The organism is Ktedonobacter racemifer DSM 44963, from assembly GCF_000178855.1.
Lineage (GTDB): Bacteria > Chloroflexota > Ktedonobacteria > Ktedonobacterales > Ktedonobacteraceae > Ktedonobacter > Ktedonobacter racemifer.
Genome location: NZ_ADVG01000003.1, coordinates 2,333,908 through 2,356,953 on the forward strand (window position 1 = coordinate 2,333,908; position 23,046 = coordinate 2,356,953).

The 23,046-nt window shown below is 53.4% G+C and carries 16 protein-coding genes and 4 pseudogenes; 9 read left to right on the forward strand and 11 right to left on the reverse strand.

The window, feature by feature from the left end:
* Positions 1-299: 299 nt before the first annotated feature.
* Together KRAC_RS39290 and iscB are read left to right on the forward strand one after the other, a co-directional pair.
* Entirely contained in the window at positions 300-971 is a 672-nt protein-coding gene (locus KRAC_RS39290) for a Type 1 glutamine amidotransferase-like domain-containing protein (protein WP_007917009.1), read from the forward strand.
* Between the two features lie 407 nt (positions 972-1,378).
* On the forward strand, positions 1,379-2,677 hold the full coding sequence (iscB, locus tag KRAC_RS39295) for an RNA-guided endonuclease IscB (protein ID WP_007917011.1): 1,299 nt from the start codon (positions 1,379-1,381) through the stop codon (positions 2,675-2,677).
* Positions 2,678-3,347: 670 nt separating this feature from the next.
* On the opposite strand, the gene KRAC_RS39300 is transcribed toward iscB, so the two are convergent.
* The 5 genes from KRAC_RS39300 to KRAC_RS39320 all read right to left on the reverse strand — a co-directional run bounded on the left by KRAC_RS39300 (position 3,348) and on the right by KRAC_RS39320 (position 9,023).
* The gene (locus KRAC_RS39300) at positions 3,348-4,736 is read right to left on the reverse strand and encodes an MmgE/PrpD family protein (protein ID WP_007917013.1); all 1,389 of its coding nucleotides are present in this window, start codon (positions 4,734-4,736) and stop codon (positions 3,348-3,350) included.
* Complete coding sequence (locus KRAC_RS39305) at positions 4,733-5,221, reverse strand: MaoC family dehydratase (RefSeq protein ID WP_040445712.1); 489 nt, start codon at positions 5,219-5,221, stop codon at positions 4,733-4,735. Before KRAC_RS39305 ends, KRAC_RS39300 begins: the two co-directional genes overlap by 4 nt.
* 141 nt (positions 5,222-5,362) lie before the next feature.
* Entirely contained in the window at positions 5,363-6,502 is a 1,140-nt protein-coding gene (locus tag KRAC_RS39310) for an RNA-guided endonuclease InsQ/TnpB family protein (RefSeq protein ID WP_007917017.1), read from the reverse strand.
* Between the two features lie 185 nt (positions 6,503-6,687).
* Positions 6,688-7,866, reverse strand: a complete 1,179-nt coding sequence (locus tag KRAC_RS39315) for a CaiB/BaiF CoA transferase family protein (protein WP_007917018.1) — start codon at positions 7,864-7,866, stop codon at positions 6,688-6,690.
* Positions 7,866-9,023 carry an acyl-CoA dehydrogenase family protein gene (locus KRAC_RS39320; RefSeq protein ID WP_007917020.1) on the reverse strand — a complete coding sequence of 386 codons (1,158 nt, stop codon included), beginning with the start codon at positions 9,021-9,023 and terminating at the stop codon, positions 7,866-7,868. Before KRAC_RS39320 ends, KRAC_RS39315 begins: the two co-directional genes overlap by 1 nt.
* 222 nt (positions 9,024-9,245) lie before the next feature.
* Between KRAC_RS39320 and KRAC_RS39325 the strand changes: the two genes are divergently transcribed.
* Positions 9,246-10,778 (forward strand): zinc ribbon domain-containing protein, encoded by a 1,533-nt coding sequence (locus KRAC_RS39325; RefSeq protein ID WP_007917021.1) that lies wholly within the window; start codon positions 9,246-9,248, stop codon positions 10,776-10,778.
* A gap of 42 nt (positions 10,779-10,820) precedes the next feature.
* Here the strand turns inward: KRAC_RS39325 and KRAC_RS67195 are convergent, their stop codons facing one another.
* Positions 10,821-11,033: an AMP-binding enzyme gene (locus tag KRAC_RS67195; RefSeq protein WP_075164466.1), complete on the reverse strand. Its 213-nt coding sequence runs from the start codon at positions 11,031-11,033 to the stop codon at positions 10,821-10,823.
* A 755-nt stretch (positions 11,034-11,788) separates the two neighbouring features.
* Here KRAC_RS67195 and KRAC_RS80020 point away from each other — a divergent pair.
* Positions 11,789-12,368: pseudogene (locus KRAC_RS80020) on the forward strand (non-canonical purine NTP pyrophosphatase).
* 8 nt (positions 12,369-12,376) lie between these two features.
* On the opposite strand, the gene KRAC_RS39340 reads toward KRAC_RS80020, so the two are convergent.
* The gene (locus KRAC_RS39340; protein ID WP_007917028.1) at positions 12,377-13,018 is read right to left on the reverse strand and encodes a hypothetical protein; all 642 of its coding nucleotides are present in this window, start codon (positions 13,016-13,018) and stop codon (positions 12,377-12,379) included.
* A gap of 415 nt (positions 13,019-13,433) precedes the next feature.
* Here KRAC_RS39340 and KRAC_RS39345 point away from each other — a divergent pair, with 415 nt between their 5' ends.
* Both KRAC_RS39345 and KRAC_RS69570 read left to right on the forward strand, forming a co-directional pair.
* Positions 13,434-14,069 (forward strand): Type 1 glutamine amidotransferase-like domain-containing protein, encoded by a 636-nt coding sequence (locus KRAC_RS39345; RefSeq protein ID WP_007917030.1) that lies wholly within the window; start codon positions 13,434-13,436, stop codon positions 14,067-14,069.
* A 182-nt stretch (positions 14,070-14,251) separates the two neighbouring features.
* A protein-coding gene (locus tag KRAC_RS69570) for a transposase (RefSeq protein ID WP_085954425.1) occupies positions 14,252-15,771 on the forward strand; the annotation gives its coding sequence in 2 pieces (ribosomal slippage) (positions 14,252-15,152 and positions 15,152-15,771; 1,521 coding nt in all).
* Here the strand turns inward: KRAC_RS69570 and KRAC_RS39355 are convergent.
* Positions 15,757-16,467, reverse strand: a pseudogene (locus KRAC_RS39355) (RNA-guided endonuclease InsQ/TnpB family protein); the annotation flags it as partial. The gene KRAC_RS69570 and the pseudogene KRAC_RS39355 overlap by 15 nt on opposite strands.
* A gap of 54 nt (positions 16,468-16,521) precedes the next feature.
* Here KRAC_RS39355 and KRAC_RS67205 point away from each other — a divergent pair.
* On the forward strand, positions 16,522-16,737 hold the full coding sequence (locus tag KRAC_RS67205; RefSeq protein ID WP_236601625.1) for a ribbon-helix-helix domain-containing protein: 216 nt from the start codon (positions 16,522-16,524) through the stop codon (positions 16,735-16,737).
* On the opposite strand, the gene KRAC_RS80025 is transcribed toward KRAC_RS67205, so the two are convergent.
* Positions 16,723-17,019 (reverse strand): transposase family protein, encoded by a 297-nt coding sequence (locus KRAC_RS80025; RefSeq protein ID WP_083815063.1) that lies wholly within the window; start codon positions 17,017-17,019, stop codon positions 16,723-16,725. The two genes, KRAC_RS67205 and KRAC_RS80025, sit on opposite strands and share 15 nt — an antisense overlap.
* A gap of 888 nt (positions 17,020-17,907) precedes the next feature.
* On the opposite strand from KRAC_RS80025, the gene KRAC_RS39365 reads away from it, so the two are divergent.
* A complete protein-coding gene (locus KRAC_RS39365) occupies positions 17,908-19,359 on the forward strand; it encodes an outer membrane protein assembly factor BamB family protein (RefSeq protein ID WP_007917037.1) in 1,452 nt (483 codons plus the stop codon).
* 213 nt (positions 19,360-19,572) lie between these two features.
* Here the strand turns inward: KRAC_RS39365 and KRAC_RS39370 are convergent.
* Together KRAC_RS39370 and KRAC_RS72220 are read right to left on the reverse strand one after the other, a co-directional pair.
* Positions 19,573-20,127: pseudogene (locus tag KRAC_RS39370) on the reverse strand (IS6 family transposase); the annotation flags it as partial.
* Between the two features lie 628 nt (positions 20,128-20,755).
* Positions 20,756-20,935: pseudogene (locus KRAC_RS72220) on the reverse strand (IS6 family transposase); the annotation flags it as partial.
* Between the two features lie 319 nt (positions 20,936-21,254).
* On the opposite strand from KRAC_RS72220, the gene KRAC_RS39380 reads away from it, so the two are divergent.
* On the forward strand, positions 21,255-22,970 hold the full coding sequence (locus KRAC_RS39380) for a PQQ-binding-like beta-propeller repeat protein (RefSeq protein WP_157507585.1): 1,716 nt from the start codon (positions 21,255-21,257) through the stop codon (positions 22,968-22,970).
* The last annotated feature ends 76 nt before the right edge of the window (positions 22,971-23,046 follow it).

Consider the following 23,046-nt stretch of genomic DNA (forward strand, 5'->3'; position numbering starts at 1 on the left):
GCCACCTCACGTTTTAAGTGGTACTGTAGTACTCAGAGCCTGTTTTGGAATGCGCGGCGGTAATTCTGCATGGCCAAAAGAGCAAGATAGGAGAAGTTTTTTTGCTTTGTAAGACGGTAGAATGTCTTGCATGCAATGAGGGAGCGGAAGATCTTTGTGCACAAGACTGACAGCGAGAGCATACGACTCACGTTGGGAGAAACGCAGTCGTGACGTTCTGGGGTCGTTCTGCTTCAGTCTCTCGCGAGAGGGACTGGAGAAGCCTTTCGGCTCCCATGAAATCGTCAAGGAGAGGCATCATGAAATTTCTTCTCACCTCGGCTGGCATCAAAAACACAAGCATCCACAACGCGCTGCTTGACCTACTGGGCAAACCGATTGCCGAGTCCAGCGCCCTCTGCATCCCCACTGCGAACTACGCCCAACGCGGCGGTGTCGGCAACGCATGGCGGTTCATCAGCGGACGAGAACCCGAAACCCCCATGTGCGAATTGGGATGGAAGTCCTTGGGAGTGCTGGAGCTCACCGCGCTGCCCAGCATCGATGAAGAGCTCTGGGTCCCCATGGTCCGGGAGACTGACGTTCTGCTGGTGAACGGTGGTGACCCCCTGTATCTCTGCTACTGGATGCGGCAATCCGGACTGGCCGACCTCTTGCCGGAGCTTGGGCGCGAGACGGTCTATGTGGGACTGAGCGCCGGGAGCATGGTGATGACCCCCAGCATCGGGGAGGACTTCGTCCACTGGAAGCCGCCCACCGGCGGCGATAGAACGCTGGGCATAGTTGATTTCTCGATATTCCCGCACCTGGATAACCCCGATCTGCCGTACAATACCCTGGCCCACGCTGAAAAATGGGCCGCCGGCATGTCGGTGCCGGCGTACTTGATTGACGATCAAACCGCTATACAAGTGGTTGATGGCGTCGTCGAAGTTGTCTCCGAAGGCCATTGGAAACGGTTTGTGCCCTAATGGGGTGGTTGAGAACTGGTTCGTTTTTGGGGGTTTTTGCATATCCCCCCGAAACGAGTACACCGTTTCGGGGGGATATGCAAAAAAAACCAAGGTCAACGACCCCACGCGTAGAACGCGGGGGCTTGCTCCCGTGGTTGACGTTGGTCCCGTTGTCCAGCCTGAGATGCTGATCCCGCAGGCCGGGAGAAGAAGCATCTACGTTCGGAAGATCATGGCACTCAGGGATGCCACCTCAGTCCCTGGCTCTGCCGTTGGTGGTTAAAAGCCCGTCGGGGTGTCGGGCGGTGCGCCAACAGACAAGTCTTCTGCAACTGTGGCGAGAGGGGTCATCTGGGCACGCCTGCCTCAGGTGCGTCACCAGCCCCTTACGGGGGCCTCTTCGGAGGCAGAAAGGATCCATTCGTATGTCGGTGTTTGTCGTGGATCGGCACCATCAGCCGCTGATGCCATGCTCGGAGAAACGGGCACGGCTCTTACTGGCCCGCAAGCGAGCCGTGGTGCATCGACACGTTCCCTTTGTCATTCGTCTCACTGATCGAAAGCGCGAGCAGAGCGAGGTTCAGCCCGTCGCGCTCAAACTGGACCCTGGGTCTAAAACCAGCGGGATGGCGCTGGTGCGCGTCGAGCAACGAGGGGAGGGAGAGGTCCATCACGCGCTTCATCTTGCCCACCTGTCGCATCGAGGAGAGCAAGTGCATCAGGCGCTCTTGCAGCGGCGAGGCTACCGCAGACGACGGCGAACGGTCAACCTGCGGTATCGTGCCGCACGCTTTGCCAACCGCAGGCGAAAAGCCGGGTGGTTGCCACCCAGTCTGCGCTCGCGCATTGGTAATGTCCTCACTTGGGCCACCCGTTTGCAGTCGTGGGCGCCTCTGACACGTATCGAGGTCGAGCGTGTCAAGTTTGACATGCACCTGATGCAGCATCCCGAAGTCAGTGGGATCGCCTATCAACGAGGCGAGCTGGTTGGCTGGGAAATCCGGGCCTATCTGCTCGAAAAGTTTGTCCGGCGTTGTGTGTACTGCGGCAAGCAAAACGTGCCCTTTGAGATCGATCATGTGCGGCCTCGCTCTCGTGGGGGATCGCATCGCGTGTCCAATCTGGTGCTCAGTTGCCATGCCTGCAATCAAGCCAAAGGAGATCTAACAGCCGCCGAGTTTGGGCATGCGGAGGTGCAGAAGCAAGCCAGGGTCCCTCTGAAAGACGCCGCGGCGGTCAATGCAACGCGTTTTGCTCTGGTGGAAGCCTTACGAGCATTGGGGTTGCCTGTTGGGACCTGGAGCGGTGGACGCACGAGATGGAACCGAGATCGCTTTGGCGTTGAGAAGGAGCACTGTCTGGATGCGCTGTGTGTTGGCGATGTGGTGGGAATCACGCGAGGGCGCAGCCAGATGCTGCTTATCCAGGCGCAGGGGAGGGGCAGTTACCAGCGCACCAATGTAGATGGCTCTGGCTTTCCTGTGGGTTATTTTACACGAGCCAAGCGCATGCGAGGTTTTGCGACAGGAGATCTGGTGCGGGCAGAGGTGCCGCAGTTGCCCAAGCCGCTCAAAACCGAAGGCACGCACGTGGGGCGGGTCGCCGTGCGAGCCTCAGGCTCCTTCCGTGTGGGAAAGTGCGATGGCATCAATGCCAAGTATTGTGTTGTGCTGCAACGGGCCGATGGCTATGCCTACGGGCAAGCCCCCTGCCCCAAACCCTAACAAGGAACGCCTGCTTCCTCCCCATCTTTGAAAAGAGGGGCATCCGCAGGCGGTGGTTGGTGATGAGTGCCTCAGTGAGAGGGTCAAGTAGCAAAGGACCATTAGGATCTTCTAGCGATTTAGGTATCCTTGGGTATAAATCACGGGATTATGAGGCTGATGCCCACTTCGGGGGCTTAGTGTTCGCTTGCTACTCATCACAAGCTGGATTTTTTGCACACTGCAGATCTCCTTCAGCTCAGGAAGCAGGCAGTAAGCCCCGAAAGTGGGCATCAGCCATTATGATGGTGGAATCTGTATAATTACCCTGGTCGCATAACAAAGCAATATAATGGAAAAGATGCGCATCTTTTCGTTCTCCATCGGCAAATTCTGCTCCGTAGGCTGCTTCATGCTGGCTGCCTGCTTACCAGCGGAATTATACAAATTCCGCCATCATAATCCCGTGATTTACATGCTTTGTTGCAAGGGATGCTGCACGCCTCTTTTACCAAGGTCTTGGCGGGGTTTGGCTACTTTCGCCTGGATAAGCAATGATAGTTGTGCCTGAACCCTGATCGTATCTTTTGTCCGGAACGCGAAAGACCACAGCGTTTTGGTCGCAAACCTCATGGGGAAAACATGTTGCAGGTTAGATGCGTCGTTTGTTCTTTTTACCGTGACTCCCTGATCATGCGAGCTCCTCGCGCGGCAAGAGATCGCGTATGTCCGCCTGATTCTCAAGCGTCCAGGCCAGGGTGATGAGCGCCTCGATCTCCTCGGCAGATGCGCCCTGACGATAGGCAGCCAGCCTCCTGGCTTTGTCTTCAAGCTCCGCCCGCGTCAGTATGTTCCCAGGATCACCCTTTGGAATATCTACGCGGGAGGTAAACACCTCGCCATCCGTTGTCTCTACCTCCACCTTGCCTATCCATTGCCGGGGATAGGCGGCGTCGATTTCGGGGTCAAAGACCATCTCGACACGTCCCAGAACCTCGCGGATGCGTGGATCTTGCAGCGCCTCCTCGGTAAACTCTCCGATCCCGGCCTGCTGGTACAGGGCAATCAGCGCGAGCACGAATCCCATCGAAAATTTGGCCTGGTGGACCGTCCGGGCATCGTTCACTGGTCCCAGCACATCAATGGCGGCCTGGTGGACGTGGGCCCGGATATGGGCGATTCTCTCAGCAGTGAGCTGATGCTCTTGCAGCGCCTGGAGCAGCGCGTCAGCCGAGGGATGGGTGTGCCGGCACGACGCGTGAAACTTGAAAGACGTTTCCAGGACCGCCCAGCGTTCACCGAGTCCAGCGGTGAGTTTGCGTGGGTCTGCGTCACTTGACATCCCGGCGGCCATGCCCTGTTTGCCTTCCAGAATGTGCCGGGCTCCGGTGAAACCATCGCGCGCGAGATACGCAGCGAGCAGGCCGTCGGCGGCAGCTTTGGCGGTATGAAGCTGCTTCGAGTCAGCCGCATCGCGCAAAAACTCCCAGAGGCCGGCCGCCTGGGTCCCGGCTGAGCCGAGCGCGTGAATCATCACCTGAGGGTCAGCCTTGAGCAGATGGGCCACCCCGGCGGCGGCACCAAGGGTTCCAGCCGTTCCGGTAGTGTGAAACACGCGATAGTGGGAACGACCAAGGAAGGCTCCGACGCGGACGCCCGCTTCGTAGCCGACGACAGCAGCAAGCAGGAGATCCCGCCCCGGTGCTCCGATATCTTGCGCGCCAGCCAGCACAGCAGGAAACACGACTGTTCCCGGATGAAAGACTGCCTCATTCTGCACATCGTCCTGCTCCACGATATGGGAGGCCGCCCCGTTCACGAGGGCCGCAAACAGCGGGGACGTGCGACGGCGCGAGACCAGGATCTCGCTTGGCCCGTCTGCTGGCCCCATATGAGCCGCCAGGCGTTCGAGAATCTGAACCGGGCGCGCACTACGTCCGGCCAGGGCCGAGGCAAGCCAATCGAGAAAGAGTTCCTTCGTGCGCTCAATCACCGGTTGCGGCAGGTCTTCATAGCGGAGGTCTGCTAGAAAGGTCGCGAGGGCCTTCGTGGGCTCCACCTCTTCTATGTAGAGGTTCATTGCGCTTCTCCTGGTTGTATGCGAACAATCTGCGGGGCATGGTCCCGTTTGTAGACCATCACCGTCCGTTTGAAGGTGATCACAACTTGCCCTCGCTGATTGTAGCCGGTGGTCTTCACGGTTACGATGCCAGCATGCGGGCGTGATTGCGATTCACGCTTGTCCAGGACCTCTGATTGAGAATAAATCGTATCCCCCTCGAAGACCGGCGAGGGGAGTTGGATCTCATCCCAACTGAGATTGGCCAGCACGCTCTGCCCGGTTACCAGGGCAAGGGTGAAAGTGGAGTTCACCAGCGGCTTGCCGAATTCGGTCTGGGACGCGTACTGATGATCGACGTGGACGGGCGCGGTATTCTGAGTCAGGAGCGTGAACCAGAGATTATCCTTGGTTGTGACCGTTCTCCCCAGCGGGTGCTGGTAGATATCTCCGACCTCAAAGTCTTCGTAGAAGCGTCCAGACCAGCTCTTTTTCTGTTCTTTCATCGGTAAATCATCTGCTCCAATTTTCATATGCAAATGTATGCAAGCACACATCCACACAGAATTTTGTTGTTGCTGTTTCAATCTTCGCAGCCTCCAGGCACTGTGCGCCTTTTGGTCTTACACCAAGTCCACAGCCGAGTTTTACGTCGCGTCCGAGCCAGTGCCGCCGACGACTTGATCACTGAGCCCGATCAAGCGAAGAGCTTCGTACAGGATGTTCAACGAGGCATTCCCATCCCTGTCCTGAGGGAAGAGATGGTATGCGCATTGGTGGTTCTGGCACAGGAAGACCCGATTAGAGAGTTGCATGTCTTCCCACCTCCAGCCGCAAGCATGACAGGTCTTACTGGAAGGGAAAAAGCGTCCCACCTTCACCACCTGCCCGCCACGCTGTTCAACCTTCCTGGTGAGCAGGTTCACCAGTTTGCCAAGTGCGGCATCGGAGAACGAGCGAGCCAACTTGCGATTTTTGAGCAACCCCTTGAGATGGAGATCCTCGATACCGACGATCCCATAACACGTGGCAAGCTTGGTCGTCAGTTTGTGGAGCGCATCATCTCGTAGGCAGGTAATGCGATAGTGGAGCCGTGCCACCTGGCGACGGGCTCTCTCCCGGTTCTTTGAACCAGGTTTCCGCCGATGCAGCCGCTTGTTGGCCTGACGCAGCTTTTTGAGGGCCGTGGTGAGATATTTTTGGTTCTCAAATTCCTCACCAGTACTCAAGGTTGCCAGTCGATTCAAGCCCATATCGATCCCAACGGCTGCAGAGCGTTTGGTGGGCTGTTCATCTGGGACTTCCATCGTGATAGCGATGAACCACCAGTCCGAAGTACGTGTCACCCGCGCCCCGGTGATCTTTCCCTTGAATCGGAGATTCTCGGCCATGTTGACCCAACCGAGTTTGGGTATCCACACGCGGTGATCGCCCACTTCCATCTGATCATTCGCCAGATAAAAGCTTGGTTTACTGCGCTTTTTGCTCTTGAACCTGGGTTTTCGTGCCTTTCCCTCGAAGAAGGCCTTGAAGGCTTTGCCCAGGTCCAGGAACGGCTGATCCGAGGCGTTCTTGGTAATTTCCCACGTCCAAGGGAACTGCTCGCGCCGAATCTCGTTACATTGTTTCTTGAGCTTGAACGTTGTGGGCTTCTCCCCAGTTTCATATTGCCGGATCCATTCCGCGAGCGCCCAATTCCACACAAATCGCGCAACACCTGCTGCTTTGGCAAAGTACACTTTTTGCTCATCAGTGGGATGAAGACGAATTTTGTGGGCTCGAATCATTTTTCAGATCACCTTTTGTATTCTAAGGCCTTTCATGCATGTCTATTTTAGAACATTTCTTCTCTGATGTCAATGGGAAAGAAATGTATGCCACTTGCTATTCTTTGCATACATTCTCCTACCTTTTGGCGAACTGTTGATTCCTCTTTTCCACACATTCAATCGCGTGCACGCCAAGCAGGCCCTTAGATGACTGCCTCTGTATGCAGTTGCGCGATTCTCTCTTCCGAGTAGCCCAGGGTACGCAAGATTGCCTCGGTATGCTCTCCCACCGCCGGGATGGGGTCCATGCGTGGCTCGACGTTTTGCATGGTGATGGGAGGCAGCAAGGCGCGCATCTGCCCGACCGGCGAATCGACCTCGCGCCAGCGCTGACGGGCCTGGAGTTGGGGATGCTCCCAAAACTCCTGGAGCGAATTCAGGCGCGCGGTAGCAATCCGGGCCTCTTCAAGCCGGACGGTAATCTGTTCGGCGGTCAACCGCGAGAAAGCCCCCAGGATCGTCGTATCCAGCGCCTCTCTGTTGGTAACTCGCCTGGTATTGGTACAGAAGCGCTCGTCAGCCGAAAGTTCGGGCTGCTCAAGGACTCGTTCGCAGAACGCCTGCCATTCCCGCTCGTTTTGCACGCCCAGGAAGATGGTTTTCTCGTCCTGGGTCCGAAAGGGACCATAGGGAGCAACACTAGCATGGCTGGCGCCTGTACGCGGCGGTGGATTGCCGCTATACGCGGCGAAATACGCCGGCTGTGCCATCCACTCGCCCAGAGACTCAAAGAGCGAGACCTCGAAATGGACGCCTTCACCCGTGTGTGCACGCTGATAGAGTGCCAGGAGGATACCGCTGTAGGCATACATGCCCGCTGAAATGTCGGCGACGGAGATCCCGACCTTTGCCGGCGCTTCCGGTGTCCCGGTGACGGAGAGCAGGCCCGTCTCGCACTGAATCAAGAGATCATAGGCTTTCTTCTCCGCGTAGGGTCCAGACGTCCCATAGCCGGAGATGCTACATTGAATCAAGCGCGGGTAGCGCCTGTGCAGTTCGTCCACGCCAAAACCGAGCCGCTCAACGGCGCCGGGAGCGAGATTATGGATGAAGACATCCGCCCCGGAGAGTACTTGATGCAGGATCTCCTGTGCCGCGGGGTGCTTGAGATCCAGGGTGAGCGATTCTTTGGAGCGATTCAGCCAGACAAAGTAGCTCGCCATACCGTTGACCTTCGCGTCATAGCCACGGGCGAAATCTCCAACCTCGGGGCGCTCGATCTTGATCACCCGCGCTCCGAGATCAGCCAGTTGGCGCGTCGCAAAGGGAGCTGCTACCGCCTGCTCAAGAGCGACCACGGTAATACCTTCGAGTGGGAGCATCAGTATGACCTCGGTAAGCCGAGGGTATGCTCGGCCAGATAGGCCAGGATCAGATTGGTGGAGATCGGGGCAACCTGATAGAGGCGGGTTTCGCGAAACTTGCGCTCAATGTCATAGTCCGAGGTCAGTCCGTAGCCTCCGAACGTTTGCAGTGCCGCGTTGGCGGCCTCCCACGAAGCGTCCGCAGCCAGCAGTTTCGCCATGTTTGCCTCGGCGCCACACGGCTTCCCTTGATCGAAGAGGGTGGCTGCTCGCCAGCGCATCAGGTCGGCGGCCTCGACGTGAGCATAGGCCTGGGCCAGCGGGAATTGAATCCCCTGGTTCTGCCCGATTGGGCGACCGAAGACGATGCGTTCTTTGGCACGGGCCGTGGCCTGTTCGATGAACCAGCGTCCATCTCCCACACATTCGCTCGCGATGAGAATACGCTCGGCATTCATCCCATCGAGGATATAGCGAAAACCGCGTCCCTCCTCGCCGATCCGATTGGCGACGGGTACCCTGACCTGGTTGAATTCGAGCTTGTTGGTCTCGTTATTGAGCATAGTCCTGATCGGCGTCACTGTCAGTCCTCCCTCCAGCGCCTCCTTGAGATCCATGAGGAAGACGCTCAGCCCCTCGGTCTTCTTGCGCACCTGCTCGCGTGGAGTTGTGCGGGCAAGCAGGATCATCAGGTCTGAATGCTGGACACGCGAAATATAGATCTTTTGCCCACTGATCACGTAGTGGTCACCATCGCGCACTGCGATGGTGCTGATCTGCGTCGTATCGGTTCCGGCCTCTGGCTCCGTTACCCCAAAAGCCTGGAGACGCAGCGTTCCGCGCGCAATCTCGGGAAGATAGCGCCGCTTCTGCTCCTCAGATCCGTGACGGAGCAAGGTTCCCATCGTATAGACCTGGGCATGAACCGTTCCGGCGTTGCCTCCAGAACGATTGACTTCTTCCAGAATCACCGATGTTTCGGCCAGGCCAAGCCCTAGCCCTCCATACTCCTGCGGGATCAGAGGCGCGAGGAACCCGGCTTCCGTCATGGCCTGTATAAAAGCCTCAGGATAGACTCGACGCTGGTCCAAATCTCGCCAGTAGCTCACAGGAAAGCGCTGGCAGACTTCGCGTACCGCCTGTCTCAATGTGTTGTATGTCTCCGCTTCAATCATGAGACACATCTGCCTTTCTTGAAGAGATCACTCTTCTCACTTGACATGGATAGGGCTTTAGCCCGCCGCAAGCCACGGTTCTTTAGACCGTGGTCAGGCGTGTTATTGGGCTTGAGCCCTTATAAAAGAGCGTACTCTATAGAACGTATGTTTGACAATTTCACATCAGTCTGGTATTCTCGAAGAGAGATACAATATATTTTGCGAGAGAAGGGACTGAACATGGCAAAAGCCACGAAAACCATCAGACAAGCGTTACACTATCCGCCGCAGTATGCTGCCTACTTCGCGGCAAATCAGGTCCTCTTCAATCGGGTCGTGGCCTTTTATTTTGAAGTCATCCAGGCACACGAAGGTCTTCTTACCCTCAAAAAGAAGGAGGCCCTCACGGCCCTGGAGAAACTCACGCATACAACGGAGTCCAACCCCCATCCGATCATGCCGCTCACCGATCTCGCGCCAGATATCCCTGCGATGTTCCGACGCGCTGCTATCAATGCCGCGCTCGGCTCGGCTCGCTCCTTCTTCTCCTCTCTCAAAACATGGCGAGCACGGAAGGAGAAACACGAAGCCAAACAAACGAAGAAGGGCAAGAGGAGGCCGTTCAGGGTGCGGCCACCAGTCCCGCCCCGATCCTGGAAGAAGTCAGCTCCCTTCTACGCAAGCCTTTGGCGCGAGCGTTGTACCCATTCTATCATGCTCAAAGTCTGGACCGGCTCGTGCTGGTCCTGGCTCAAACTACACACGCTCGGTCGCGATCTCCCTGATGGTGATCTGATGGGCAGTCCGCAACTCGTGCGCAAGGGAGATCGCTGGTGGTTGCATACCCCTCTCGAAAAGACATTCGAGGCGCCCGCAAACGTCAGAGAGCAACTCACCGCCGCCGATACACGTCTCTGCGCGGTGGATCTCAATCTCGACAAGCATCTCGCTGTGTGCAGCGTCCAGACCGTTGACGGCACCATCCTGGCTACTTCCTTCATTGGGAATGGCACAGCGGTATCGGGCTGTAGGAAGCAACTGCTTGGACGTATTGCACGCAACCGATCTCAGACTGGCATCATTGCCGAGAACGAACAGGACAATGCCGACCTCTGGGCCAAAATCAGGCACGTGGACGAACAGATCGCGCACCTGGTGAGCAGCCGCATTGTCCAGTTCGCTCGAAAGAACGGAGCAAGCATACTGGTTTTTGAACACCTGGGGACTCTCAAACCAGAGAAGGGCAAATATTCCCGCCGTAGCAATAGGAAACGCGCCTTCTGGATGAAGGGGCGCATCTTCCGCTACTCAAAGTATAAGGCGTGGAATGCAGGCGGTATCATCACGACCAGTGTCAATCCGCGCAATACCAGCCGGGAATGCCATCGTTGTCATGGCCTGGTCGTGCGCTACAACCAGGGACAACCCCAGGAGGGCTATACTCCCGGCGCCGCCCTCTGCTTCTGTCCACAGTGCCAGATGCGCGACCATGCCGACAGAAATGCCAGCCTGAGAGTCGGACAGCGCTTGATCGAGCGTACGCAAGCACCTTTGAAGGAAAAGCCTCATGCTCTGACGCGACGTGCGAAGAGGGAGCCGAAAGGCTCAGGTGTTGGGATCTCCCAGGATGCCAAACGCCAGCTGGGACCATCTCTCCCTGCGGCAAGGCGTGGAGATCATGCCAACGGGCATGGCACCGCCCAGAGAGGAAGGCGCCGGATGGGCGCGCCCCTCTCAGATATTGCGTCCCAACTACGGATTCACTTTGAGTAGTGGCTACGCCACATATCTCACGAATCCGACTACGGCACAGTGTCAGAAGCTGCTCGGCTTTAGCCGACGCGGAGTGTCACGAGTGTGCCCCTGCCAGTGTTTCTCGCGCAGGCTGCGCTTGAGAATTTTGCCCGCCGCGTTTTTGGGCAGCTCGTCCATAAGTTCGAGCGAGCGCGGCACCTTATAGCCGGCAATCTTTGCCCGGCAATGCGCGATCAATTCCTCGGCGGTCGCGGACTTTCCCGGCTTGAGCAAGTATTGTCAACTTAAAGATAATTGTTAAGTTTATTGCCAGAAATTCTGGAGAAAAGTGGGGCACCGGCCCAAAATCTTCTCAGAAGAAAGCCCTCTGAAAGGCCTCAAATGAAGGTTCAGTGGTGAAAGCTCGTCAAGAGAAAAATTTAAGTTGACAATACCCTCCTTCTGTGTCAGACAACGCTTGCTCTCATAAGCCCTTGGGTTCATCAGTTGTTTCTTCCTCGCCAAGAGAACACCTATCGAATCAAGAACAAATGGGCGGCCTTGTGTCCATAACTTCTTCAAACGGGTAACATTGCTGACAACAAGGGTGCTGCTTTCGGTTCTTCAGCCCGAGATGAGGGCTTCGTTGCTTCGTGAAATGTTCACCTACAGAAAGAATTCTGTGACAACGAATACATTGTAGCTCTCTTCTTGCTTCAAAGATGGGCTGCTCTACGGTATCAGAACCTCGTGCCAGCCTGCCAGCTACCAAATAAGACATTGGCGGTTGCGTGACTCGGATAGTGCCCTTTAGCTCTTTCGACTTCATAGCAAATTCTACCTTCTCACTTTGGTCAACAAACTCTTCTCGAGAAGTCGGATCTGGTTTATGGTCAAGACGGATGGCCGCTAGATAATGCACTCCCTTTGTTTTCAAGGTGGTCGAAAAGTCTTTCCTTGTTCTTTGCTAGCTGTCTTTTTACCGCCAGGTGTAGTAAGATCTTATCTGATCTTACTCTATTTACAACTTGACAAGCAAGAGGATGCGCATGGATAAAATACTGTTTATTACAGGAAACAAGGAGAAACTCCGTGAGGTCAGGGCATTGATACCAGCAATCCAAGGTATCGATATGGAGCTTCCAGAAATTCAGGAGATTGATGCGCATAAGATCATCCTTGCGAAGCTTATGGAGGCTAAAAAGCACCAGTCGGGTTCCTTCATCGTAGAGGATACATCACTGTCTCTCGACGCGATGAATGGGTTGCCTGGACCATTGGTGAAATGGTTTGTGAAGGCCATAGGGATTAAAGGAATCTATGCACTGGCGGAAAACCTTCAAGAGCACAAGAGCAACGGCGAGAACATGCATTGGGTATGCCGAAGAAAATGGTAATGTCCACTTTTTTGAAGGATCTCTCGCTGGAACAGTCGTGCCGACACGAGGTACTGATGGCTTTGGGGAGGATGCCATATTTCAACCAGATGGGCACGAAAAGACATTCGCTGAGATGTCGCCGGAAGAAAAAGATTGGTGCAGTATGCGGAAAATAGCCATAGAAGGTTTGCGCAACTATCTTGCACAAAGAGCTACAACAGAGGAGGTCTCTCAAGAGGAGATTTCATAGACTGCAATTTATGGCAGCGGATTTTCCGTTCGTTGAGAAAAGTAGATGTGTTTGAGAAAACGGGTAAAATCCCGCATCTCTTCCTGGTACTCGGCAAGCTTTTGTTGCTGTATATCCAGAGGAGCCCCCAAGTAAAAATCATGAGCGCCCTGGTTTTCCATACGTGTTCGACTATTGCCTAAGCGGTGGAGTATCAGTCTTCGATCAAACGAGACGACACGGCCTTCGTAGAATCGTGAAAGGCAATCAACCAACCTATCGCGCATCGCACATTGTTGCATTCGTATCTGGATGTTGAGGAGGTGTCTCTCCTCATACTTCTCATTGACACGGGTCTGAGCCTCTTCAATCACAGAGAGATCGACTTGTTTTTCTCTGAGTCCCTTCACTTCTCGCTGTAATTTATCAACTTCGTCGCTCACAATGATGTATTGCTTGTGTAATTCTCTACTCGTAGGGTTCCTCATTTCGATATCAACCCATGGTAACAAGAAGCCTCTTTCGTCAATATGACCGCCACAAGATTGAGTTGTGGTAATGCCTAGAGCATTCAAAGCCACAACAGTTTCAAAAATATCAGTATCAATTGGCATACCCAATCGATCAGTAACTTTGGTAAATTTGTCAATCAATGCATTCCATTCTTGCATGCAACATTACCCCCCCCTTAAAAGGTAATTTCAATGTTCTGTAGTAAATTGTATTTGATATGTCAATGCGCTTTTAAAACCAGATGTTAGGACGTCTTGGCGAGGGAGGAGAGCAGATGTCCCGAAACGATTGAAGGGCGAGAGAGGGAATCACGTGGGTGAGAATCAGTACTCGCGTTCGAGAACAAAGAAAAGACGCTCTCCGCTCTTAAGTAGCTCAAGATTACCAAACTTTGGTAATGTGACTATTTGTAGAATTACCTGCGCAAAAAAACAAGGATAGCAAACCTGATCTGAAGGTGATAGACTAGATCCTGTAGGGGTTCGATGTCAAATCCCTGATAGAATGGTCGCATGACAATCAAAAGAATTGTACTCAAGCAATGAACAAAAAGGGCATAGAGAGAATTTTTCTATGAAACGCATCCTCCTCACTTCAAAAGGGTTTGCAACCGAAGCGATTGAGCAGGCATTTTTCAGGCTATTTCCCGTTTCGCCCCTCACTCAAAAAGTCGCCTTTATTCCAACGGCGGCCGTGAATCTCAAAGGAAAGCATCCATTCATCATAGAAGCAAAAAATCAGTTTATAAAATGGGGTTTTAAAACAACAGATGTAATAGACATAGAATGTGACAACGTGTCACAATTAAAAGAATACGATATTATCTACATTGGAGGCGGCAATCCTTTTTATTTGCTGGAGCACTTGAGAAATTCTGGAGCTGATGAGGTTATTACGAGGAAGGCGGCCAGCGGAGGGATGATCGTGGGAGTCAGTGCTGGCGCCATCGTTCTGGGTCCTCATCTTGAAATTGTTCAGCATTTTACGCCGGCATTACGAACCATTACGAAATTAGAAAATACTTTCGCGCTGGGACTTTTCTCGTTTCTCTTCATGCCTCACGTTGATAGAGCAGATGTCTTTCCAGGTCAATTGTCCATAGAAGAGCGACTCCAGATATTTGAAAGGGGTTTTCATGTGAAGGTGAAGCGGCTGAAGGATCACGAGGCACTTCTGTTAAGAGGCGAAGAAATCGTAAAAATTGGTTGAGATGTTTTCCGTCATGCAATGAGAGGGAGCGAGCTGGGAAGATGCCGGCAACGATGTATCAAGGCATGAGAGGAAGGTTGAGTAGGAGGTCCTCTGTGGCAAGAAAGCAAGCGCGTCCACCATCCACCCGACAGGTGGTAAATGCACCGCTTCAGATTATCTGTCGAGAGTGCGGGAGCTGAATGCGGATGGGGCATCATAGTCACCGGACAGTGACGACCTTACAAGGAGTCACGCAGTTAACTCTCCAGGTCTATCGCTGTCGAAACACCGCATGTCCGCGTTTTCATCAGCCGACGAGACCAGAAGAAGAGGGCAGATGGGCGTTGCCCCATGGAGAATTTGGCTTGGATGTGATCGCCCTGGTCGGTGTCCTGCGCTATCAGCAGCAAAGCAGTATCCCGCAAATTCACGAGGAACTGATGCGCCGAGGAATCCAGGTGGCCCAGCGCACCGTCACCAATCAGCTCTATCGCTATGAAGAGCTGATCGCGTTGTACCTGGCCGACCACAAACGGCTGCGTGAGCGGCTCAAAGACCAGAAGCAAGTCATTCTGGCGCTCGATGGATTGCAGCCGGATGTCGGACACGAGGTGTTGTGGGTATTGCGCGATTGCTGTTCAGGAGAGGTGCTCGTGGCACGGAGTCTGTTGGGGGCAACGGAGAAGGATCTGGTTCCGCTGCTGGAGGAAGCAGCAAGTGTGTGCCAGCAGCTCGACATCCGCATTGCAGGAGTGATCACCGATGGGCAACGTTCCATCCGCAACGCGGTGGCGAGCGCACTGCCGGGTATTCCTCACCAATTATGCCACTTTCATTACCTGCGTGAGGCCGCCAAACCGATTGCTGCCGCAGACCTCCATGCCAAGAAAGAACTCAAAAAGCACATGCGTGGGGTGCGTCCGATTGAGCGGGCTTTGGAAGGGCGGACAGATGAGGAAGCTGAGGCCGTCCGCGGCTACTGCCTAGCAGTCAGGAGTGCGCTCACTGATGACGGGAAACCACCTCTAGATGCCGATGGACTTCAGTTAGAAGAGCGACTCCGGGTCATCGACGACTCCATCAAACGGGTCGCGGAAAAAAGGGGCTTCCTAACGAACTCAGCCATCTCCAACAACTCGTACAAGCTGGACTGACAGCTACTGAGAACCTCTGGCCTGCCATTCAACAAGCCTATGCGTGGGTGCATCAGGCGGCCCACCTGCTTGCCAATACCGAACAACGCGAGGTGACTGCACTCAAGCAAGCTTATGAGCAGTTGCTTACGACGATGAAAAAGCAGCAGGAGCAACTTGGCACTCTTGCACCAGTAGTCGCCCACTTCTGCAAAGTGACCGCCAGTTATGGGGAGGGACTGTTTCAGTGTTACCAAGTCAAAGATTTGCCTCGGACCAACAATGATCTGGAGCAGTTCTTCGGTACGGCACGCCACGTGGAGCGACGGGTTACGGGACGGAAGCGGGCGTCCCCGATCCTGGTGGTGCGCGGCTCAGTGCGCGTGGTCGCCGCAGGAGCCAGTCGAATCATTTCCGTTTCGGCATCTGAACTTCACCCCTCCGATGTCACCTCCTGGCGTGCCCTGCGTCAGACGCTCGACTATCGCCACGAGGGCCGTCGCAAGCAACTTCGCTTTCGTCGTGATCCACAGGTCTATCTTGCTTCATTGGAACAAAGTCTCTTCAGATCAGGCTTGCCGTCCTAGTTTTTTTCGGTTTTTGCTCTTCTTCTGCTTGCGTGAGAGGCGACGTTGCAAGCGTTTGAGGCGTTTTTCAGTCTTGCGGTAGTGGCGGGGATTCTCGATGGTGTTTCCCTCAGAATCGGTAGAGAACGCCTTCAAACCAACGTCGATCCCGACCTGTTTGCCAGTGGGAACATGCTCTACCCTTCGGTGTGCCTGGATGCAAAACTGAGCATAATAGCCGTCTGCACGCCGAATGAGACGAACACGCGTGATAGCGGGGATGGGGCGGGTAGCAAGATCACGACTCCCAATCAAACGCAAACGACCAATCCCACAGCCATCAGTGAAGGTGATGTGCTTGCCATCAGGGTCAAGTTTCCAGCCCGTTTGTTTGTACTTCACAGAGCGGTTATTTTTCTGGAAGCAGGGATACCCCTTCTTGCCCGGCTTCTTGTTTTTGCAGTTGTCATAGAAGCGTACAATGGCAGACCACGCCCGATCCGCACTGGCTTGACGAGCCTGAGAATTGAGCGAAAAGACAAAGGGGTGTTCTTTGGCAAGGACGGCGCAATACAGTTGCAAGTCATTCCTGGTTGCGTAGTCATCCATCCAGAGACGCAAACACGTATTGCGAATGAATTGCACACTGCGAATAGCTTCATCAATGGCGGCGTATTGTGCCTTCGTGCCATCAAGCTTGTATTCGTAGATCAGCATTGCGCCTCTTGCTCCTTTCCTCATACTCTGCTATAATTATACATCAGAGTTCTGATGTATGCAAGAGGTGAAAGAGTGAGACGTACCAACATTTATCTGAATGAAAAACAACACGAAAAATTACATGAGCAAGCCGAGAAAGAGGGTGTTCCAGTTGCAGAATTAGTACGGCGTGCCGTGGATGCGTTTCTTATGTGGTACGATCCGTCCTATCAGCCAACTCCACCCAATCCACCCCAAACAAGGAAGAGCCATTCATCCCCCGGATAAATCACGGGGGCTTTCTGGCTCGTTTTCTGTAAAAATTTTGTGAGCGCAGTCAGGATTGCGGCAAAAGAACTTGCGGACAGAGAGATGAAGGACGACCCGACGGCCTGCACAAGGAACATCTCGCAGCCTCCGCTGATACCAACTATGGACCTGAGATGATGCTTGAGAGCAGCGTGGGCAACAAGAGGAGGGAAGAACGGAAACAATGGCAATGATCAGGAGGTCTCCTTTCAGTTCTATCCGCTCAACATGTAGCCCTTCGGGAAGAGAGAGAGAAGGGATGACACTCCAATCAACACATGGCTCCTATTGAAGTAGCAACGAAAGATCATTTTTCTGGAGCACTCTATCACATGGTGTCAATCTGCTTCTCACAAAAGCTCATCCTTCACCAAACCAGCGGGAGACCCACGGAATTCCAAAATTTACAGCCTGTACGCGGGTTCCGGGACACGTCTGTTTCCTCCTCGCATCGGTGTTGAGGGGGGAAGGAAACCACACGCAGTTATTATTCAGGAAGGAAATTGGAGCGTATGAGGACCGTGTGGGCGATTGCTCATATCTGCTGGCTAACGCTCTATGCCTTTCTCGCACGTAAATGAAGAGCGTTGGCTGCCCCTCGATGCATGGATACATCTCAAGAAACCCAAGGTTTTTGCTACTCAGCTTTTACAGCGTAACAGAAAAATGAAGGATCTCTTTCCTCCTTCCTCATTTACAAAAACGATTTGCAACCATTCGCTTGTGGAGCGGCTTGATCCGTTACCAATGGTTGCGCTGCTCAAGATTGAGGGCAACTGCTCATGTTTGAGGGCAAAAGTTGCTTACATGGTAGGTCATTTACCAAATGAGACCAATCTGCGGGTCGTTTCACGCTGAAAGGCCAGGTTTCTCCAGGTCGCTTGCCCACCCAAGCGTTGTGCCCGTTTCGCCCGCAGAATCCTGGGATTGACAACCCAATCCCCCAAGAAAAAGGAAGCATGGGACCTGTGCAAAAAAACGAGGGATGATTCATGGGGTGGGGCGCGCTTCCGCCAGCATGGATCAAGGGATCTCTTTGAACGCACATGGGCATGAGAAGCTTGATGATCTTTGCACTGATTGTGTGAGGCAAACTCTCGATTGAACGTATAAACAAATACCAGATGATCTGAAAGGAAACTGTTCTCTATGCATCGAGTGTCTGGCTGGATCAAATTGCACTTGATCTGGGTAATCATTCTCTCATTGACAGTGGCTTTGCTCCTGGGATCTGGCGTGTGGTTTTTCATCCGAACAAGCGCCAGTTCAGTTAACGATGTTCTGGTTACAGGACCAGCCTTCGTAGCCCTGTTTGATAAAGATACTGGCAAACAGATCTGGCGGTATCAGACAGACTTGTACAGTCATCAGATAAGCAGAAACACGTATCGGACAGGCATAACTGCATTTGCCCCGTTGGTTTCCAATGGCCTCGTTTATATTCTTACGCAGACACCGGTCGGATACACCCCGAATGGATTCACCTATACCCTGGAGGCATTGAGCCTGGCAAATGGCACGGTGCAGTGGAGTTGGGGATGGAAAGAGGCTTCTACGCTGGGAGATCCGCTGACTCTTGCCAATGGCGTGATCTATATCAGTGCGTATACTTTTACTGGGAATATCGATTCTCCACCTTCTTCACCCTCCTCTCCTGGTTCCCCTTCCGCATATCAGGGATTTGTTGTCGCCCTGGGGGCCAGCGATGGGCACCAACTCTGGAAGGTCTCTCTCGCAGGTCAGCTCTCGCTCGCAACGGTTGCGGATCATGTTCTGTATCTGAGCAATGGGAAGGCCTTGCTTGCTTTAAGCGCCAGCGATGGGCACCAACTCTGGCAATACCAACCAGACGACGGAGATATGGCTTATTATAATCAGATAGATTATCAGACAGGACAGACACATACGATTATCGTGCAAGGTCAGGTCTATCTCGAAATCCGCCGGGTGGAGGGTATTCATGCTGTGGACGATCTGGTAGCACTGAACCCTCGGACGGGGCGCCTGGTCTGGCGTTATTGGAGCCATGGCGAGTCAATGACCATGCCTATCCTGGCGAATAATACTCTTTACGTGGGGATAGGATGGGGCGCCGTAAACACGCCTTTTGTCGCGTTGAACGCAAACACAGGAGTAGCGTCATGGACGTATCAGGGCGCGCCTGGGTATGCATCTCAACCAGTATTGGACAATGGGGTGCTCTATTTGAAAGAATTCACTCTACCCGGTGTGTCCGGTGACGTAGTTGCGCTGCAGGCTAGCAATGGGCATGTACTGAAACGATACACGCCTGCTAGCGGAGAAGTGTTCTCCACTTTCACAGTAAACCAGCAAACACTTTATCTGACTGTTTCACGATCAAAGCGCACACCGGGAGAAGTAATCGCTCTGAATCGGGCAACTGGCGCGGAAGTCTGGCACTCATCTCCATCTCCACTTCCCGTTGGCCTCTCTGTCACCGTTTCTCAGAATCAGGCGTATGCCGTTGTAACGCAGATCCTTGGGCCATCGACGCTCTTTGTCTTGCAGGCGGGCAGCGGAAAACAGCTTTGGAGCTACGGAACGAGTGATCCGATGTATCCAGTGGTCACTGCTGTCTAAAAACGTTTTCGAGAGAGCCTTGTCGAGCAATCCAGACCCCAAGGTGTCAATCCCCCCAGTTCTGTTCTCAGTCGATGGCGGCAAGAGTTTCAGCAGAATGGTCCGGCAGCTTTTGAGGGGGTATTGTCAACTTGACGAAGAAATGGAAGAGTTTTTTGAGGGAAAGGGAGAAGAGGAGGGAAGAAGCGGAGGGTTGGAGAGGAGAGTATGGTGTTAGGCAGCAACTTTCCCGCCGATCACCTCGTTCCACATCTGGAAGCGATCCTGCATGAGGGCGCGGTAATCTCTAGCCGTGAGACGATGCCGTTTCGGCCGAAAGTGATCCAAGATCGGCCCAAAAGCGGAGAGAAACCGTTGGGCTTGGCCAGGGGATTTGAAGCGCCGCATGGTGCGCTCGCGTTGCCGCGTCGGTTGATGCGAACGTTCCGCGCGGTTATTTAACCCCTTGTGTTGGCGATGCTCAACACTCGATAGGATTTCCTTCTTTGCGGCGGCATAGCTGGCCAGCTTGTCCGTGATGATCACCCGTGGGACGTATTGGAGCCCTTTGAGTAATTTTCGAAAAAACTTCTTGGCCGCGTGTTTGTTGCGTCGGCTTTGCACGAGGATATCCAGGACATCGCCCTCCTGGTTCACAGCTCGCCATAGGGAGTGGGTTTTGCCATTGATCTTCAGGTACACTTCATCCAGATGCCACTTGTCCCCCGTTTTCGGACGACGACGTTTCAGCTCATTGGCGTACGTCTGGCCAAATTTGAGACACCATTGTTAGAATGTTGTGGTGAAGGCACGTGGGTGGTATCCTCCTTCTGTAGAGAAGGTGGGAACGCCTCTGGGGAATGTGGTGTTTGGGCCAACCGAGGTTTCGGCATGAGACGTAGGAACTCGTACCATTGTTTGGTTGCCCACCCGGATCTCTCAACTGAGACTGGAGAAGACTTCAGAGCTCGTATCGGTGAATGCTCATCTCTTGCCCACAAACACGTGCCTCATAATGGCTCTGTTGAGACTGTGTTTTTCAAAAGAAGGGAACGTTCCATGCTTTCCGTTTCTGATTCGCCGGGGTGACGCGTTTTGTCGCCCTGGATCTCCACCGCACATATCTGGTTGTCGGAGCTGTTGATGGCCACCAGAACGTTGTGCTGACACCACGCCGTTTCGGCTTTGAGGCGTTCTGGGCATGGGCCTGGCGAACACCTGTTTCCATCCGATGCGGTCGTCTTGGAAGCAAGCACGAACGCCTGGGAGATGTATGATCGCCTTACACCTTTGGTGACCAGTGTAACCGTCGCTCATTCGTCAACGGTCAAATTGCTTGCCTCCGCGCGCATCAAGACCTTTTTGGCGAAGGAAGTCAGATTACGGATAATGAAGATCTCTCTGCTTTCTTCTTGACAAATTTCAGACACCATTGCCGGATGGTTTCGTAGGTCAATACAATCCCACGTTGCCCCATAAGCTCTTCAATATCACGGAAACTCAGCGAGAAACGGAAATACAACCAGATGCAATGGCTGATAATCTCAACCGGAAAGCGAAAACCTTTGTAGACGGGGGCAGATGCTTGTGTTTTCATAATGATTAGTCTACCAGACATTTTAGCCTCTCAGCAAGTTGACAATACCCTCGGGGTTCATTGTAGCCCGTTTTCATAGAGGGTGGTGTGCCTTCGGCATATGATATCTTGACAGTACCCTCCCATCTTCTGGTCTCCTGCTTTTTTGACCTATTTTATCACCTCCTCTTTCTTGTTGATGAGTTTATTTAGATGCGATTGCCCTGGCGAAAAAGCGGCAAACATTGACACACAAGGGGAAATCAGGTACGCTTGACAGGATAAGTTTAGGTTATCGTTTACTTTATTTTTTATTCTCATCCTTTATGAAAAGGAGAACATGGAAGCAATGCACAGCTCTCCCCGAAGTGTTCTCGCGAAGTTGGTACGTCTGCGTATTATCTGGCTGGTTCTGGTAATAGTGATTGGGGCAGTTATTTTAAAAGTAACGGTTCCATTCCAGCTGTCAACCGCTTCTTCCAATCAATCTGGTAAGAAGAACGTGCTTACAGCCAGCTATGACATGCAGCGCACTGGGCAGAATAGACAGGAGACAAGGCTTACAACGGCAAATCTGAATAAAGACACCTTTGGCATGCTCTCCTCGTTCCCTGTCATAGGGAGCATTCAGGCTCAACCGCTCTATGTATCCAATGTTCGAATCGGGGGAAAGAGCCACAACGTGGTGTATGTTGCAACGACCGCCGATCGTGTCTACGCCTTTGATGCTGATGGAGGAGCGAATGCCACGGGTCCGCTCTGGCAAACTAATTTGGGCTTGAGTGAGCATGCCCCTGGCATTTATGGAACGCCAGTGATTGCTCTCGAACAGCAGGGTGAAGGAACACTCTATGTTATTACCAACGACTCGCTCCAGTCCCAACATCTGCATGCTCTCGACATCACCAATGGTCAACCACGTCCTGGTAGTCCCGCGCTGATCAATCCAGAGGGCTTCCGTCCCGCGACGACGTATCAGCGGACCGGTCTGGCATTGGTTCAAGGGGTGATTTATGCTGGTTGGATGGGTCTGGAACTGAGTGGCGCAGCTGAACACGGGTGGGTCATGGCTTTTGACGCGCATACCCTCAAATTAATCGATGCATTTAATACAACCGCTGATGTAAATACTGCTCCGTCTGGCAAAAACAAGGGAAACGACCTGGAAACAGGGAATCCTGGCAGTGTATGGCAGAGTACAACAGGACTATCGGTTGATGCCGAGGGCAATGTCTATCCCATTGTCAGCAATGGCCCCTTCAACGGGCGCACCAGCTATGGTGACTCTTTCCTCAAATTGCGCCTGATAAATGGAAAATTCTCAGTAATTGATTATTTTACTCCATTTAATCAACAATGTCTGAAGGAATGGGACTATGACCTGGGTTCCAGTGGCAACCTCCTGTTACCAGATCAGACGGGTCGGCATCGGCATCTCATGCTGGGTGTCAGCAAGAGCGGGCGCCTCTATTTGGTAGATCGCGACGATCCGGGTGGGTTTGTTGAGGTTCCGGGATTGTCATGCGCCTCTCCGCAGGAGCAGCAGACCAATGTTGATCGGATTGTGCAGGAGAGCCAGATCGCATTGCTTCCAGGCCTCTTTATGGCACCCGTGTATTGGAGCACGCCCAGTGGAAAGCAGTATATTTATGTTTCCGGAGCCAATGCAGACACTGGACAGGGAGACACGATCAAAGCCTTTGAACTGACCAATGGTCAACTCAATCTGACCCCAGTGATGCACACATCGCTCACGTACGGTTATCCAGGAGCGGGTATTGCTGTCTCCAGTGACGGAGACAAAGCCGGCACAGGGATTCTCTGGGCGCTCCAGCCAGCCTTTTGTCACGGTGGAGGTTGTAACCCTCAAGATTCCGCAATCCTGCGTGCCTATGATGCCACCAACTTGAACAGAGAACTGTACAACAGTGAGCAGAATGTTGCTCGCGATGGCCTGGATAGTTACCAGAAGTTCACTCGCCCGGTCGTTGCTGACGGCAAAGTCTTTGTTTGCTCGCAGTCAATCCTCTATATCTACGGCCAGCTTCATCCCTAAATACAATCAAGTAACTTTTTTGGCATTGGGTGCCCTTGATAAACGGGACTCATCCCAAAAATTTTCCATGAGTGTA

What these genes read in the sequence shown, in the direction of transcription:
- KRAC_RS39290 (WP_007917009.1), top strand. Translation starts at nt 300, where the DNA reads ATGAAATTTCTTCTCACCTCGGCTGGCATCAAAAACACAAGCATCCAC.
- iscB (WP_007917011.1), top strand. Translation starts at nt 1,379, where the DNA reads ATGTCGGTGTTTGTCGTGGATCGGCACCATCAGCCGCTGATGCCATGC.
- KRAC_RS39300 (WP_007917013.1), bottom strand. Translation starts at nt 4,736, where the DNA reads ATGAACCTCTACATAGAAGAGGTGGAGCCCACGAAGGCCCTCGCGACC.
- KRAC_RS39305 (WP_040445712.1), bottom strand. Translation starts at nt 5,221, where the DNA reads ATGAAAGAACAGAAAAAGAGCTGGTCTGGACGCTTCTACGAAGACTTT.
- KRAC_RS39310 (WP_007917017.1), bottom strand. Translation starts at nt 6,502, where the DNA reads ATGATTCGAGCCCACAAAATTCGTCTTCATCCCACTGATGAGCAAAAA.
- KRAC_RS39315 (WP_007917018.1), bottom strand. Translation starts at nt 7,866, where the DNA reads ATGCTCCCACTCGAAGGTATTACCGTGGTCGCTCTTGAGCAGGCGGTA.
- KRAC_RS39320 (WP_007917020.1), bottom strand. Translation starts at nt 9,023, where the DNA reads ATGATTGAAGCGGAGACATACAACACATTGAGACAGGCGGTACGCGAA.
- KRAC_RS39325 (WP_007917021.1), top strand. Translation starts at nt 9,246, where the DNA reads ATGGCAAAAGCCACGAAAACCATCAGACAAGCGTTACACTATCCGCCG.
- KRAC_RS39340 (WP_007917028.1), bottom strand. Translation starts at nt 13,018, where the DNA reads ATGCAAGAATGGAATGCATTGATTGACAAATTTACCAAAGTTACTGAT.
- KRAC_RS39345 (WP_007917030.1), top strand. Translation starts at nt 13,434, where the DNA reads ATGAAACGCATCCTCCTCACTTCAAAAGGGTTTGCAACCGAAGCGATT.
- KRAC_RS67205 (WP_236601625.1), top strand. Translation starts at nt 16,522, where the DNA reads ATGTATGCAAGAGGTGAAAGAGTGAGACGTACCAACATTTATCTGAAT.
- KRAC_RS39365 (WP_007917037.1), top strand. Translation starts at nt 17,908, where the DNA reads ATGCATCGAGTGTCTGGCTGGATCAAATTGCACTTGATCTGGGTAATC.
- KRAC_RS39380 (WP_157507585.1), top strand. Translation starts at nt 21,255, where the DNA reads ATGGAAGCAATGCACAGCTCTCCCCGAAGTGTTCTCGCGAAGTTGGTA.